The sequence below is a fragment of the Brevibacillus dissolubilis genome, from assembly GCF_006170445.1.
In the GTDB taxonomy this organism is placed as follows: Bacteria; Bacillota; Bacilli; order Brevibacillales; family Brevibacillaceae; genus Brevibacillus_B; species Brevibacillus_B dissolubilis.
Map to the genome: position 1 here is coordinate 91,138 of NZ_VCNA01000006.1, position 13,012 is coordinate 104,149.

Here is a 13,012-nt window from a genome sequence, read left to right on the forward strand (position 1 = left end):
AGGAGGAAGGATCATGGCAGAATCGTTTATTGGCGATATTCAAGCTTTTGCTTTTAATTACGCGCCGAGAGGCTGGGCACAGTGTAACGGACAGATCTTGCAGATTAACCAGAATCAGGCTCTGTACGCGATTTTAGGGACGAAATTCGGTGGCAACGGAGTCACTACATTTGCATTACCTGACTTGCGTGGCCGTGTGCCTGTCCATACAGGTAATGGAGTGACGCTTGGTCAATCAGCAGGTGAGGAAGCACATACCTTGACGGTCAACGAAATCCCTGCTCATACCCATGTCGTCTCAGCCAGTACAGCAGCAGCCAATCAAAAGCCAGCCCCAGGAAATGTCTGGACAACCACAGCTGCGGCCAAAGGGAATGTATACGGAACCGACACGAGTATATCGATGGGAAGTGCTCTGACGACCAGTGGGTCAAGCCAAGCCCATCCGAACATGCAGCCATATACTGTACTCAACTATTGCATCTGCATCATGGGATATTTCCCAACACAAAACTAAAGGAGGTAGAGCCGAATGGAACCGTATGTAGGCGAGATTCGCATTTTCGCAGGAAATTTTGCGCCAAAAGGCTGGGCGTTTTGTAATGGACAGCTGATGCCACTTATGCAGAATACTGCTCTCTTCTCCATTCTGGGTACGATGTATGGCGGTGATGGCAAGAATACGTTTGCTCTGCCGAACTTACAAGGCGCAGCACCGATGCACCAAGGACAAGGACCAGGCTTGACAGCGCGCACACAGGGAGCGGTTGGCGGTTCAGCGAATGTGACGCTGCTAACGACTCAAATTCCAGCACATAACCATATCCCTACCTGCCAAAGTACAGCTGGTACCAATGACCCAACCAATGCGACTTGGGCGACCATCCCAGCTTCCCCAACTATTACGGCTATGTACGTAAACAGTGGTCCGAATACGGAAATGGCACCGACAGCCGTTGCAGTGACAGGCGGTAGTCAACCCCACAATAATATGCAACCATACCTCGGACTTAATTTTATCATCGCGCTCCAAGGGCAATTCCCTCCGCGTTCCTAATAGGAGAGGGATTTTTCTAACCAAAAAAGCGGCAACCCCTTGTGGATTGCTGCTTTTTTTATCTGTAGACAAATTGCTATTTCGTGGTTGACCGGGACTATTCACCTATGCTATTATTCTTATTGTGTTCGACGAGTTCGACAAACATCTACAAATTCCGTGGATAATCTCCAGCTTCATCACTATGGCGGTCGTGGCGAAGTGGCTAACGCATCGGATTGTGGCTCCGACATTCGTGGGTTCGATTCCCATCGATCGCCCCATAACCTTGTTAACCAATCTCTGTTGAGAAAGTAACTAGACTTTCTTGGCGGAGATTTTTTATTATGGAAAAGAGTAAACATGGGAATGAACATAGACCGACTCACGAAAAGGAGCAGAACTGATGAAACTCGTGGATATCATTCTCTTGACCGTGATCGCCCTCGTCCCACTGTCGATGCTGATCCGATTGATCCGTACCAGACGGCACTCCCGCCAGCCATGGGTGACGAACCACAAGATAGGAGCCGTGGAAGTGACGATGGAAGAGACCGGACAGGAGCGCATAGAAGAACAAAAAGAGCTGCAGGAGCAAACCGTTCAGGGACAGCAGCAACCGGGCTTTACTCCGCTCCCGTTGCTTCCTGACACGATCCGCCATTACAGCTCCTTTTTTCATACAAATCCAGATTTCATTACGGATCCTGCCGATAGTGGGGTGCCGATTGCGATCTTTCCTCCGAACCGACGGAGGGGCTGGTGGACATACGCCACGGCAGGGCTATCTGCTGAGACAGGCAGTGAAATCCTGCTCTGTGCGTATGAGCCAGATGATGGCTTGATTGCTCATCTCGGCCGTACAGTTGAACTGGTGCGTCGTCACGTCGCGGTCCATCAACACTCATCTCAGCAGGAAAACAACCACGACCTTAACCAGAGCATCCATTGGCAGGACGATTCCGGCATCGAATCAGGCTATTCCCAGCAGGACGCAGACACCGAATCAGGCTATTACCAACAGGATGGCTCTGGCACCGAATCATCCTTTGATCAGAGGATCAATCCAGAAGCCACCCCAAGCCACCCCTACACGCTCCAACCCGGCGACAGCTTCGCCCTGACAGAGCCGATCATCCAGACCTCACAGCTCACCTCGCTGCTTGTGACCCATCCCTATTTTGAAGAACCCGGCTTCGAGTATTACACCGACGGCCTCTCTGTCATCGAGTTCCTCGCGCTGATCCCGATCACGCCCGCCGAGCAGGAGTGTCTCCGACGTCACGGGTTGGACGCGCTGGAGGATGCTTTTGCAGCAGCAGAGATCAACACCCTCGACTTTTCCCGTCCTTCCGTCATCTGACCCAGAGCCGATTATCTGAACATCGACCCCAAGAGCGGATAGTCAAAATGACGGTCATTCACCGCATAAATAATCCCCTTGATCGGATAGTAGAGGCTTATCAATCCAAACAGAATCGCAAACGGTATTCCGATCAAAAAGACCGACAAAAACATCGATACCGCAATCAAAGCTCCCATTACCATATGAAAAATCAACGCTTGAACCGCAATATTTTTCGTCTCACGGTCACCCGCGATCACCAATACAATGATCGGCACCAGAATCGGAGCAAAAAACGTACTCGCATGGGTCAGAACGCGTAAAACACTGGTATTCACAGGACATATCCCCTTTTCTTATGTGGCTGATTCCCCTTTAGTATGAATCATTCTGGCGCAGAAGGAAACCGCCGAAAGAGCGGCGCCCGGCTCCGACCCCAGATGGAGACCGCTGATGTGTGGAATGGGAAACCAAAGTCAATCCTACATCGTATACCTCTATACATACCTTGCCAAAGAAGAGGATGATCAAAGATGGAAAGCCAACAAACATTACGTCAAGCCCTAAGCGAAGTGGAGCAATGGGAGAACGATCAGAAAGATCTGTGGTTCTGGGAAAAGCTCGGACGGCTGCCTTTTGTCTTCCTGGACCGAATCACTCCTACTTTTGTCCACGAGAAGCTGGGGCAGGCCATAGATGAGCTGTCTACCTATGTAGATACAGGCGGACGCTATCTCATCAATGAAAAAGACATCCTAAAACGTTTCACTTCCCCCGAACAGACCCGCACCGGAAGCAGGGCAGTGGCGACCGAGATCCCGACGTTGACAGAGGTATCCCGGATGCCGCTCACCCAGATGAACCAAGTGGCAGACAACCTGCGCGATGCCCATAAATCGTTCGCTACCGTCCAAGGGGCGACAACAGGCTTCGGCGGGATCTTTACACTGGTGATCGATATCCCGATGCTTTTGGGCCAATCGCTTAAAGTCCTGCAGGAGATGGCGCTCGCCTACGGCTACGACCCACGTGACAAACAGGAGCGCATCTTTATCATCAAATGCCTGCAGTACAGCTCAGCCGACATCGTGGGCAAGCGCTCGATCATCGAAGAGCTGACTACGTACCAACAGGCGTCCTCCAAGACCCAGACCGTGACACAGCTGCAGGGCTGGCGCGAAGTCATCATGACCTACCGTGATAACTACGGCTGGAAAAAGCTGTTCCAGCTCGTACCGGTTGCGGGTATGCTGTTCGGCGCCTATCTCAACCGCAAAACCATTGAAGAGGTGGCTGAAGCAGGCATGATGCTCTACCGCAAACGCCGCATCCTCCAACGACTGGCAGAAGGGGAGTAGAACAGGATGGAGTCACTCATTTTGGTCCAGCTGCGTGAGATCGAGCAGACACACGGGGTCACGATCCTTTTTGCCATCGAATCAGGCAGCCGGGCATGGGGCTTCGCTTCGGATAACAGCGACTACGATGTCCGCTTCGTCTACCAGCGCCCTGTCCGCGACTATATCCGCATCCAGCCCCACCGCGATGTGATCGAAGTTCCGATCTCAGGAGACCTCGACATCAACGGCTGGGATTTGCCCAAAGCGATGGAGCTGTTCGCCAAGTCCAATCCGGGGCTACTGGAATGGCTCTTCTCCCCGATCGTATATCTGGAGCAGGGGGATTTTGCGGATACGCTCCGCAAGCTGGCCCGCGAGCATTACTCGCTGAAGCGGCTTAGTCACCACTATCTCAGCATGGCCGAGACCAACTACACCAGACATATCGCAGGTAAAGATGAAGTGATGCTGAAAAAATACCTCTACGTAATCCGCCCGCTGATCTGTATCCACTGGATGGAGCAGAAGCAGACGCCGCCGCCTACCTCTGTGTGGGAGACCTTGGAGGAGATTACCATGGCTGATGATGTTCGCAAGCGTATTCTTGACCTGCTTCATGCCAAGCAACAGGGTAGTGAGCTTGGAAAAGAGGGGAAGGATGAGTTTTTGAACGGATACATTGACAGTGAGATTCATCGGATCAGACAGCGGATTGTCATGATGGAAGAGACGGAGATGGATGAACCACTGCTGAATGAGCTGATGTGGCAGCAGTTGGGAGTGTAGTGATTCCGAATCCTTTCAATAAGGATGATTTATCAGGCTCTGATGCTTACGCTGGTGACCGCCGCCGAAGAAACCGATGTCTACAGTAGCCAGCCATACCCATAGCAACGAAAGTGGAGGCGGCGATGGTGGGGCAGCGGTATGGATGCGACTCCGACCAAGGGTGGAAGCAATCAATAAGTGATAGATAAATGAAGAAAGGGATAGCGCTGCATAGAGTGTTGCCCCTTCCAACTGACAAAGACCCCGATTATGGGGTTCTTTTTTTATTCGTTTTATTTATCTATCTAGTAAGTATTGCTTATTGACAAAATATAACAAAATAGTAGTATACTTAATCAGGAGGTAATTGTATTATTTTGGTAATATAAACAGATATTTATAAAAGGTGGAGAGAGACCTATGTATTCAGAAATCATCAACAATAAGCTAGAATTGTTGAAAGAAAGCGGTCAATACCGCGAGTTCGTTACGATCAATCGGATCCGCGGCCAATACCCGTTGGCTATGTTGAACGGCGAGAGCGATGGGCAACCGGTTGTCGTCTGGTGCAGCAATGACTACCTCGGGATGTCGCAGCACCCGATCGTAACACAAGCGATGCACAATGCGATTGACTCGTTCGGGGCAGGTTCTGGTGGGTCGCGCAACATTGGTGGTACTCACTATCATTATGCTGCGCTTGAATCGTCGCTTGCTGACTGGCATGGAAAAGAGGCCGCACTGGTTTTCCCGACCGGGTATGGATCAAATGATGCGACATTACAATGCTTGCTGCGTCTGTTCCCTGATTGCATCGTATTCTCTGACGAACGTAACCATGCTTCGATTATCAACGGGGTACGCAGCACCCAGGTGGACCGCGCCATCTTCAGGCATAATGATGTTGGGCATTTGGAAGAATTGCTTGCTGCACAGCCACATGACCGGGCCAAAATTATCGTGTTCGAGTCAGTCTATTCTATGGACGGCGATATCTCACCCATTGAAAAAATAACGGAGCTTGCTACAACATATAATGCGATGACGTTCCTTGATGAAGTACATGCAATCGGCATGTACGGGCCGCGTGGAGCGGGGATTGCTGCCAATCTGGGTATTGCGCATCGTCTGGACATCATCCAGGGAACGATGGCGAAGGCGATTGGTGTGATTGGTGGGTATATTACTGGATCAGCGCCGTTGATTGACGCTATTCGCTCCTTCGCATCAGGCTTTATTTTCACGACATCCTTGCCACCAGCGGTTGTTGCCGCGTGCCATGCCAGTGTCGAGCATCTGAAATCCTCAGATGAGGAGCGGATGGCTCTGCACAGAAAGACCGACATGTTGAGAACCGCGTTAGCGGAGGCGAACATTCCCATCATGCCATCGAGCGAAACGCACATTCTTCCGGTGCTGGTAGGCGATGCGAAAAAATGCAAGGCTGCAGCCCAGCGGTTATTGGAGCAGCATCGCGTCTATCTGCAGCCGATTAACTCCCCGACGGTCGCGGTCGGCACAGAACGTTTTCGGGTCAACGTAACGCCAAATCACACGGAGGAACAGATTATGCATCTGACAGAAGCGTTGACAGAGGTCTTCCATCATTTCGATATTCCGTTTGCGAAGATGATGGATGTGGTGGAATACGCATGATCGTTTTTATGTATGTGTTTTGTCTTGTGGTATGGGGCTTGAACTTCATTGCGGTCAAAATACAAGGAACTCCCGTCAGCCTTGAGGTTTCGTTGAGTTATCGCCTTGTCGGGGCCGCCGTGATGTTTCTCGTCCTGGCGTGGGCGACACGTCCAGATGGTCGTCCCACTCGTGAAGATGCACTCCCCCTCGTTACCTTTGGGGTGTGCAACTTCGCTTTGAGTTACTTGTTATTGTACTATGCGACGATGTGGGTCTCGGCCGCGCTGGTCACCTTGCTGTTCTCGCTTAAGACTGTGATGACACCAGTTGCCCTGCGAGTGTTCCTTGGGGATCGCTTACATCCCCGGATTGTGACAGGTGGATCGATCGGCATCGCGGGTGTTGGTGTGTTGGTATACCCGATGCTGGGGGAGACCACACGCTCGACTGACTTTATCGGAATTGGATTTGCCTTGTTGGGAACCTTGCTGACAGCGGTCGGTGATGCCAGTTCGGCGCGAAATGCACGGCGGGGGATTAACCCGGTCTATTCGAATAGTGTGGGCTTTGTCGTGGCGTCGCTGCTTCTGTTTGCCATAAGTCTCGTGCAGGGACAGAGCTTTAGTCTGCCGACATCTCCTTCTTATCTGGGGGCGTTGCTGTATCTGACGGTGATCGCTTCCTTCGCGGCATGGCTGTACTACCTCAAGCTGGTGGAGCAGATTGGCGCCGCAGTGAGCAGCTATATGGTCGCGCTTTTTCCGGCCGTGGGCGGCATTGCCTCAGTCGTGATCGGGGAGTCAGAACCGACTCTGTATTTGCTGGTAGGATGCCTGCTCAGCTGCATCGGTGCGGCTATTGCACTGGGTTTCCGATTGCCGTCCCGTAGCCTGATCGGTGTGGGCAGCAGTAAGGATTGAGTGAAAAAACAAACCCGTAACAGAGAGATTACCATCTGTTACGGGTTCTTTGTGTGATGGAACCAGAGAGCGTGGACGTAGCTCGATACCTATACAGCTTCTAATGTTAACTCTATAAATTTTTCAACCGCAGGGGCGTGCCATTTTTTTGACTTGACGAGCAGATGGGAGTAGATCGGTTCAAAGCTTTCATTGTGCTCCATTATCTTTACTAAGCCCTGTTCGACCTCATTTTTTACCGTGATATAAGGCAATACAGCAAACCCCAAACCGCTCATGACAGCTTGTTTGATTGCTTCCAAGCTCCATAGCTCCATCGTTTGAAATTTCGGCAGTTTATGATGAGTCAGGTGTGTCTCAAACATGGAACGGTAACTGCATCCCTCTTCATTTGTAATAAAGAAATCAGTAGTCGTTTTGTATTTATAATCATCAAAGTGTTGAGTTTTATTCGGACTTGTAATGATCACAATCTCTTCTTGGTGCAAGACATGGTGAGTACAAGTATCGATTTGGAATTCGGGCCAAACCATAAAAGCAAGATCGACATGTCCACTCATCAGGTCTTTTTGGTTTTGCCCACAGGTGCCATTGCTCAAGATGATCTTCACGTCTGGATACCTGGATGAATATTCTCTCAGAATGGGTCCTAATCTCGTAATCGTTAATGACTCAGGGGCAGCGATTTTTAATTCTCCACGTACTTTGTCATGGCTGTTGAGCTGGGTGATGCGATTATACGTATATAACAGTTCATCGGCCAACGGAATTAATTCTTTTCCTAGACTGGTCAAATTTAATTCCCGCTTGATGTATGTGAATAATTCTCCGCCGATCTCTGCTTCCAATCCTTTGATATGTGAAGTAATGGTTGATTGAGTATAGCCCAATTTGATCGCGGCATTCGTGTAGCTGCCAACATCGACAATGGTTCGAAACGTAATCAATTGCCGTATTTCCATATGGATGACCCTCCCTCCTATGTATTCAAAAAAATGATATTGATTATTCGTGATTTCAATTTTACCGATAGATAGACACTATATTACAATGAATCACGGAACGGATACAACTAGTTATGATCGGGAGGAGAGAGTAACCCAATGGATATGACAGCATTCCTTTCCTATATCATTATTACTTCGATTACCCCAGGACCGAGTAATCTTCTGGTGATGAATGAAGCAAGACGATTTGGATTCAAAGGAGCGTTCCGCTTCAACACGGGAATCCTTTCAGGGTTTATGATTCTTGGTGTAGGCACCTCATGGTTAACGACGAGTCTGTATCACTGGATCCCAATGATAGAGCCATACTTTAAAGTCGTGGGTGCGGCCTATTTATTGTATCTGGCAAGGCAGATTGCTTTTTCTACGAAAAGCAATGATACGGATACGTATCGTAAGTCTTCTTTTTTCTCGGGGCTGCTTTTCCAGATTCTCAATATCAAAAGTGTGTTGTATTTTTTGACGGCGATGTCAGCTTTTATCCTTCCTTATCATGAGTCAGATGCAGCTGCGCTCTTTTATATGTGTGTAACGATACTGATCGGGTGGGCAGCATTATTGTTGTGGGCTTTATTTGGTTCGGCTTTTAAAAAGATATTTGCCAAATACGATAGGATCATTAATGCGGGAATGAGTCTGTTGCTTGTTTATTCTGCGATTACGATTTTTTAAAAGGATAGGCCTGCATCGAACCTCCGGGACGTTCTGGGACGATCTGACAGAGTAGTGAAAGGCTCGCCAAGCGCCATGGCAAGGGAGGAAACCTCTGATTGGGTATGGGAAGTTAACAGGGATCCCCGGAATCAAGGGATATACTTGGATACAAACAAAGAGGCTTCCCGATCTGGAAAGCCTCTTTGTTTGCATTGTATTCTGTTAGTGAGCATGAGCGTGTTTGTGATCGTGGCTGTGGTGCTGGTGATCGTGCGCGTGATCATGGTCGTGGTCATGATCATGATCGTGTGTATCGGAGTTTGGCCCGACCTGACATGTCATTTCTCCATGCACCACAGAAGAGTTCTCGATCTGAATCGTGGCATGTGTGATCTCAAATTTCTCCTTGAGCACAGCTAAAGCCTCATTCAAGATCCCGTAGCTCGGGATGTCGTCATCGACCTGGATGTGACAGGTGAGGGAATCAAACCCCGAGGTTACCGTCCACACATGGAGGTCATGCACGCTTTTTACTCCTGGAATGCTTGCGAGAGCGTTGGTGATTTGATTCGTGTCCACAGAAGAGGGCGTACCTTCCATCAGGATATTGACGGACTCTTTGGTTACCCGCCAGGCGCTTACTAATACGAGAACCCCTACGATGATACTGATAATCGGGTCGGCCACATACCATTGGTACTTCCACATCAGAAGACCGGCAATAATCGCCCCGACAGAGCCGAGCATGTCACCCAATACATGCAGGAAGGCGCTGCGCATGTTAATGTTATTCTTGATGTCACCACGCATCAGTACATAGGCAGCCGCGATATTGGCTAACAGACCAAGAATCGCGATCCCCACCATGGAAAGGCTTGAAACTGGCTCTGGAGCAAAAAGTCGTTCATACGCTTCATAAAAAATATAAAGCGAGATTAGAACAAGCGAGACCCCGTTGATGAGAGCAGCCAAAATCTCGAACCGGTAAAAACCAAATGTTTTTTGCGGTGACGGGGGACGAGCAGCGAAATACATCGCAATCAGACTGAGAAACAGGGCAGAAGAGTCACTAAACATGTGACCGGCATCTGAGAGTAGAGCAAGGCTGTTCGTCAGAAATCCGCCAATGACCTCAACAATGAGGAACGTTGTGATGATCAGCAAAGAAGTAAAAAGAACCTTCTTATTGGTGACTTTTCCATGGTGATGGCCGTGATCATGGCCGTCATGCGAATGACCGTGATGAAGTCCCATTCAACTTACCTCCCATTTAATTGATTGATAATGGAAATTATAAACAATAAATGGGTGAAGATGTAGTTGTTAATTGAGACGATTTTGTCTTGGGATCATGTGGATATTTTCGCTTACGAATTAACATGCGGAGATTGTTCAGTTAGGGGTTTTGCCGAGATGGTAACGAAATGATACGAGATTTTTCATGTGAGGTATGGAAGAGTATGCTGACTGCGTTGTTTATCTTTTTGATAGCTGGGATAGCTGAGATTGGAGGTGGTTATCTGGTGTGGCTGTGGCTAAGGGAAGGAAAACCTCTTTATTACGGGTTGATCGGTGGAGTTGTTTTGTTCGGATATGGAATCATCGAAACGCTGCAACAATTCCCCTCTTTTGGAAGAGTGTATGCAGCATATGGCGGTGTCTTTGTTGTTCTTTCTGTCTTATGGGGATGGGGGATTGATAAAAAAACACCGGATATGTTTGATTGGATCGGATCGGGAATATGTATCTTGGGAGCGGCGGTTATATTATTTGCCCCTCGCCAATGATCTGCCAAAGATACTGACCAAGAGAATAATGAAAAAAGCTGATGATTCCCACGTGATTCCTTTGTGGCAATTGGAGATTTCTTCAGGCTGCTGTTTATTTTCATCCTGCCAGTCTACGGCTCCAAATTAGGTTTAATTTAAATCTTGTTTCTACCAAAACCATTACCATTATTCCGTTGGGGGGAACGAGGCCTCAGTCTCGCACACCTTCTGAGGGTGTTTTTTTTTCTTACTCGCAGCATAATATGAATTATGTGGAATTGGTTGCGATTGGTTGCGGGCGATATAACTGATGGATATGGAGTAAAAAGGCAGCGGGTCTTCCGGAAGGGGATGATCAGTTGCCTTTCTTTGTTGCTTCCGAAGAAATAAACGTTGGGATTTCTTTGTGGACTAACTCTCATCGTAGTGACATAGTACACAAAGAAACGCTCTGAAACCTTTCTCAGAGCGTTTTTTACAGTCAAAGGTAAAGCACAAAGAGAAGATCTTGGATTGTCCGCATTGGGTTCCTAATTGGGGAGTGATGCTAGTAGAGATAAACACCGCTATGATTGTTCGTCCTTATGGGGGGCGGTGAACCACGCTAGGCTAAAATCGCTCGGCATTTTAGGCAACCGGTACTCACTGCAGCAGCGTGACCAACCAGGATTATCGACCAAAAACCCGAACGATACGGACAACAGCCAATGCGGATTTTTTGCAAAGCGAAAACCGGAGCAAACCGGAGATCGTCACTTTTGGACCAGGAGCATCATTTGTCCACGAGTGGAGGACATTTCGCACTCAATCTAAAAGCCGTAAACGCCGATAATAACCAAAAACGCCCAATTCTGGCGCAAGATTATATAATACTCGATAAAATCACGAAAAGGAGGAGCATTATGTTTGCTATTAAGGTAAATAACAAGGATTTTATGCCAGACTACTACAACAACAACGATATGGTATTAACCTTTACAACAGAGAAAAAAGCCGCTAAAGAAATGGAGCGAATTAAGAAGTACCGTTCTCAATTGAAATTAGATGTTGTGGAGGTAGAAGAAGAACTAATTTTTGACTCCGAGAACGGTACAGTCAAACAAACGATTAGGGAATTATGATTGAATGATTTCCTTTCCAGAAAAGGGGAATTTGTGCATCGTTTAAAGGAGAAGGATTTTGCATTAACGCTCATCTATATGACGAGCGACATCGAGCAGCTAAAGGGTGGCGTGGGTTATCAAGTGCTTGCTAATATTCAAGCGATGAAGACCAAATCGGAGAAGGAGATGGAATGATGAGTTTTTCTAACATTGACGGATCACTTACAAAGATATATCGTAGCAAAACAAATTCTGAAGCATGGTCATGATCTTCTTCAAAAAAGAATTACTTTTGATGTTTCTTTAGCTATTTTAGCTATTGACAATGCATTGGAGTATGTTGTTCGGACAACAGCAAGTTTTTTAAGTATGGAGTAAATTAGTCAAAGAATTAAGGAAAAAAAATATCAACAACATTCCATACTACGGAAAATTCGCAACTTTACGTAGTATGCGTAATCAGATTCAACATGATAAACAGTTTCCTTTTCCTATTGAAGATGTAGAAAAAGCCTATAAAAATGTACAAGATTTTTTAAAATTAATATTGAACAAAGTTTATAATCTTAAATACGAAAATTTGAGTTTGTTGGATCTTATTCACGATGAAGATCTTAAAATTAACTTAGGTAAATCTAAAGATTTATGGGAACAAGATGATAAATCAAATGCAATGTTCAATATTAAAAATTCTTTTGATAATGCAATGTACAAGTATATTTATCCTATATTTTCGCAACAATATGTGGATATAGATTTAATTAAAATAGGTCCAATAGAGCCGTATGAAATAAAATTCAGCTTGATAAGAAGCATTGAATCAAGCATTATTTCCTCAATCGGGATCGACGTCATTAAATGGCAAGCATTTAAGGATATAATGAAATATATTCCCGGAGAATATATCGTGGATTATAGAGGTGGCCCTGTTTTCCGTGATAATGAAAACTTTGAAAGTGACCAAATGACTTTTTGTTTTGATTTTGTCCTTGATGCAATTGTTATCATGCAAGAGAAAGGCCGTATTGCAAAATTAAAAGATATACATAGATACTTTTCATCACACAACTTGCCTGACTTTACGCATGTAACATTTAATAAATTACCGGTCCCTTTTAATTCAAGGTGTTATACTCATATCGGTTTAGACTCTCATAATGAAGTATATGGCTTTGAAACGGACAACATTGATGTAGTTTCTATGTTTAAACAATTGAGTATTGGTGATGAAATAGAAATTGATTCACGTATGGTTTGTTGTTCGGGCAAGTCAATCTCGGTCTTAACTAATGATCCCCCCCGTTGGAGAATTGTAATTGGTACAAAAAATATTCCAACAGTAACGGAGAGTAGCGAGGAAGTGAATGATCCTTCCGCTGATTAATGCGCCAAGCCGACCCAAGATCGCAGTATCTAAAAAGAAAGATGTAAT

Annotated in this window: 15 protein-coding genes and 1 tRNA gene; 13 read left to right on the top strand and 3 right to left on the bottom strand. The window is 46.8% G+C overall.

Features of this window, described 5'->3' with window-relative positions; genetic code table 11:
- Positions 1-13: 13 nt before the first annotated feature.
- The 4 genes from FGI41_RS13065 to FGI41_RS13080 all read left to right on the top strand — a co-directional run bounded on the left by FGI41_RS13065 (position 14) and on the right by FGI41_RS13080 (position 2,399).
- Entirely contained in the window at positions 14-517 is a 504-nt protein-coding gene (locus FGI41_RS13065) for a phage tail protein (protein WP_139490612.1), read from the top strand.
- A 15-nt stretch (positions 518-532) separates the two neighbouring features.
- A complete protein-coding gene (locus tag FGI41_RS13070) occupies positions 533-1,057 on the top strand; it encodes a phage tail protein (RefSeq protein WP_139490613.1) in 525 nt (174 codons plus the stop codon).
- Positions 1,058-1,244: 187 nt separating this feature from the next.
- Positions 1,245-1,320 (top strand) — tRNA-His (locus FGI41_RS13075).
- A gap of 122 nt (positions 1,321-1,442) precedes the next feature.
- Positions 1,443-2,399, top strand: coding sequence for a suppressor of fused domain protein (locus tag FGI41_RS13080; RefSeq protein WP_139490615.1), 957 nt, complete (start codon positions 1,443-1,445; stop codon positions 2,397-2,399).
- Between the two features lie 11 nt (positions 2,400-2,410).
- Here the strand turns inward: FGI41_RS13080 and FGI41_RS13085 are convergent, their stop codons facing one another.
- A complete protein-coding gene (locus FGI41_RS13085; protein WP_139490617.1) occupies positions 2,411-2,719 on the bottom strand; it encodes a DUF4870 domain-containing protein in 309 nt (102 codons plus the stop codon).
- A 195-nt stretch (positions 2,720-2,914) separates the two neighbouring features.
- On the opposite strand from FGI41_RS13085, the gene FGI41_RS13090 reads away from it, so the two are divergent.
- The 4 genes from FGI41_RS13090 to FGI41_RS13105 all read left to right on the top strand — a co-directional run bounded on the left by FGI41_RS13090 (position 2,915) and on the right by FGI41_RS13105 (position 7,047).
- Entirely contained in the window at positions 2,915-3,739 is an 825-nt protein-coding gene (locus tag FGI41_RS13090) for an EcsC family protein (protein WP_139490619.1), read from the top strand.
- Between the two features lie 6 nt (positions 3,740-3,745).
- A complete protein-coding gene (locus FGI41_RS13095; RefSeq protein WP_139490621.1) occupies positions 3,746-4,507 on the top strand; it encodes a nucleotidyltransferase domain-containing protein in 762 nt (253 codons plus the stop codon).
- Between the two features lie 402 nt (positions 4,508-4,909).
- Positions 4,910-6,145 (top strand): 5-aminolevulinate synthase, encoded by a 1,236-nt coding sequence (gene hemA / locus FGI41_RS13100; protein WP_139490628.1) that lies wholly within the window; start codon positions 4,910-4,912, stop codon positions 6,143-6,145.
- The gene (locus FGI41_RS13105; RefSeq protein WP_139490630.1) at positions 6,142-7,047 is read left to right on the top strand and encodes a DMT family transporter; all 906 of its coding nucleotides are present in this window, start codon (positions 6,142-6,144) and stop codon (positions 7,045-7,047) included. Before hemA ends, FGI41_RS13105 begins: the two co-directional genes overlap by 4 nt.
- An 89-nt stretch (positions 7,048-7,136) precedes the next feature.
- On the opposite strand, the gene FGI41_RS13110 is transcribed toward FGI41_RS13105, so the two are convergent.
- On the bottom strand, positions 7,137-8,009 hold the full coding sequence (locus FGI41_RS13110; protein ID WP_139490632.1) for a LysR family transcriptional regulator: 873 nt from the start codon (positions 8,007-8,009) through the stop codon (positions 7,137-7,139).
- Between the two features lie 141 nt (positions 8,010-8,150).
- Here FGI41_RS13110 and FGI41_RS13115 point away from each other — a divergent pair, with 141 nt between their 5' ends.
- Positions 8,151-8,726 (top strand): LysE family transporter, encoded by a 576-nt coding sequence (locus FGI41_RS13115; RefSeq protein ID WP_139490634.1) that lies wholly within the window; start codon positions 8,151-8,153, stop codon positions 8,724-8,726.
- A 204-nt stretch (positions 8,727-8,930) separates the two neighbouring features.
- Here the strand turns inward: FGI41_RS13115 and FGI41_RS13120 are convergent, their stop codons facing one another.
- On the bottom strand, positions 8,931-9,962 hold the full coding sequence (locus tag FGI41_RS13120) for a cation diffusion facilitator family transporter (protein ID WP_139490636.1): 1,032 nt from the start codon (positions 9,960-9,962) through the stop codon (positions 8,931-8,933).
- 206 nt (positions 9,963-10,168) lie between these two features.
- On the opposite strand from FGI41_RS13120, the gene FGI41_RS13125 reads away from it, so the two are divergent.
- The 4 genes from FGI41_RS13125 (at position 10,169) to FGI41_RS13135 (ending at position 12,964) form a co-directional block, all read left to right on the top strand.
- Positions 10,169-10,495: a YnfA family protein gene (locus FGI41_RS13125; RefSeq protein WP_139490638.1), complete on the top strand. Its 327-nt coding sequence runs from the start codon at positions 10,169-10,171 to the stop codon at positions 10,493-10,495.
- Between the two features lie 740 nt (positions 10,496-11,235).
- Positions 11,236-11,598 (top strand): hypothetical protein, encoded by a 363-nt coding sequence (locus FGI41_RS13130; RefSeq protein ID WP_139490640.1) that lies wholly within the window; start codon positions 11,236-11,238, stop codon positions 11,596-11,598.
- A 33-nt stretch (positions 11,599-11,631) separates the two neighbouring features.
- A complete protein-coding gene (locus tag FGI41_RS24975) occupies positions 11,632-11,775 on the top strand; it encodes a hypothetical protein (RefSeq protein WP_176560262.1) in 144 nt (47 codons plus the stop codon).
- Between the two features lie 256 nt (positions 11,776-12,031).
- A complete protein-coding gene (locus FGI41_RS13135) occupies positions 12,032-12,964 on the top strand; it encodes a hypothetical protein (RefSeq protein WP_139490642.1) in 933 nt (310 codons plus the stop codon).
- Positions 12,965-13,012: the final 48 nt, after the last annotated feature.

Coding starts and splice junctions, on each gene's coding strand:
- FGI41_RS13095 (WP_139490621.1), top strand. CDS start 3,746: ATGGAGTCACTCATTTTGGTCCAGCTGCGTGAGATCGAGCAGACACAC.
- FGI41_RS13125 (WP_139490638.1), top strand. CDS start 10,169: ATGCTGACTGCGTTGTTTATCTTTTTGATAGCTGGGATAGCTGAGATT.
- FGI41_RS13110 (WP_139490632.1), bottom strand. CDS start 8,009: ATGGAAATACGGCAATTGATTACGTTTCGAACCATTGTCGATGTTGGC.
- FGI41_RS13115 (WP_139490634.1), top strand. CDS start 8,151: ATGGATATGACAGCATTCCTTTCCTATATCATTATTACTTCGATTACC.
- FGI41_RS13120 (WP_139490636.1), bottom strand. CDS start 9,962: ATGGGACTTCATCACGGTCATTCGCATGACGGCCATGATCACGGCCAT.
- hemA (WP_139490628.1), top strand. CDS start 4,910: ATGTATTCAGAAATCATCAACAATAAGCTAGAATTGTTGAAAGAAAGC.
- FGI41_RS13090 (WP_139490619.1), top strand. CDS start 2,915: ATGGAAAGCCAACAAACATTACGTCAAGCCCTAAGCGAAGTGGAGCAA.
- FGI41_RS13065 (WP_139490612.1), top strand. CDS start 14: ATGGCAGAATCGTTTATTGGCGATATTCAAGCTTTTGCTTTTAATTAC.
- FGI41_RS13080 (WP_139490615.1), top strand. CDS start 1,443: ATGAAACTCGTGGATATCATTCTCTTGACCGTGATCGCCCTCGTCCCA.
- FGI41_RS13135 (WP_139490642.1), top strand. CDS start 12,032: ATGCGTAATCAGATTCAACATGATAAACAGTTTCCTTTTCCTATTGAA.
- FGI41_RS13105 (WP_139490630.1), top strand. CDS start 6,142: ATGATCGTTTTTATGTATGTGTTTTGTCTTGTGGTATGGGGCTTGAAC.
- FGI41_RS13070 (WP_139490613.1), top strand. CDS start 533: ATGGAACCGTATGTAGGCGAGATTCGCATTTTCGCAGGAAATTTTGCG.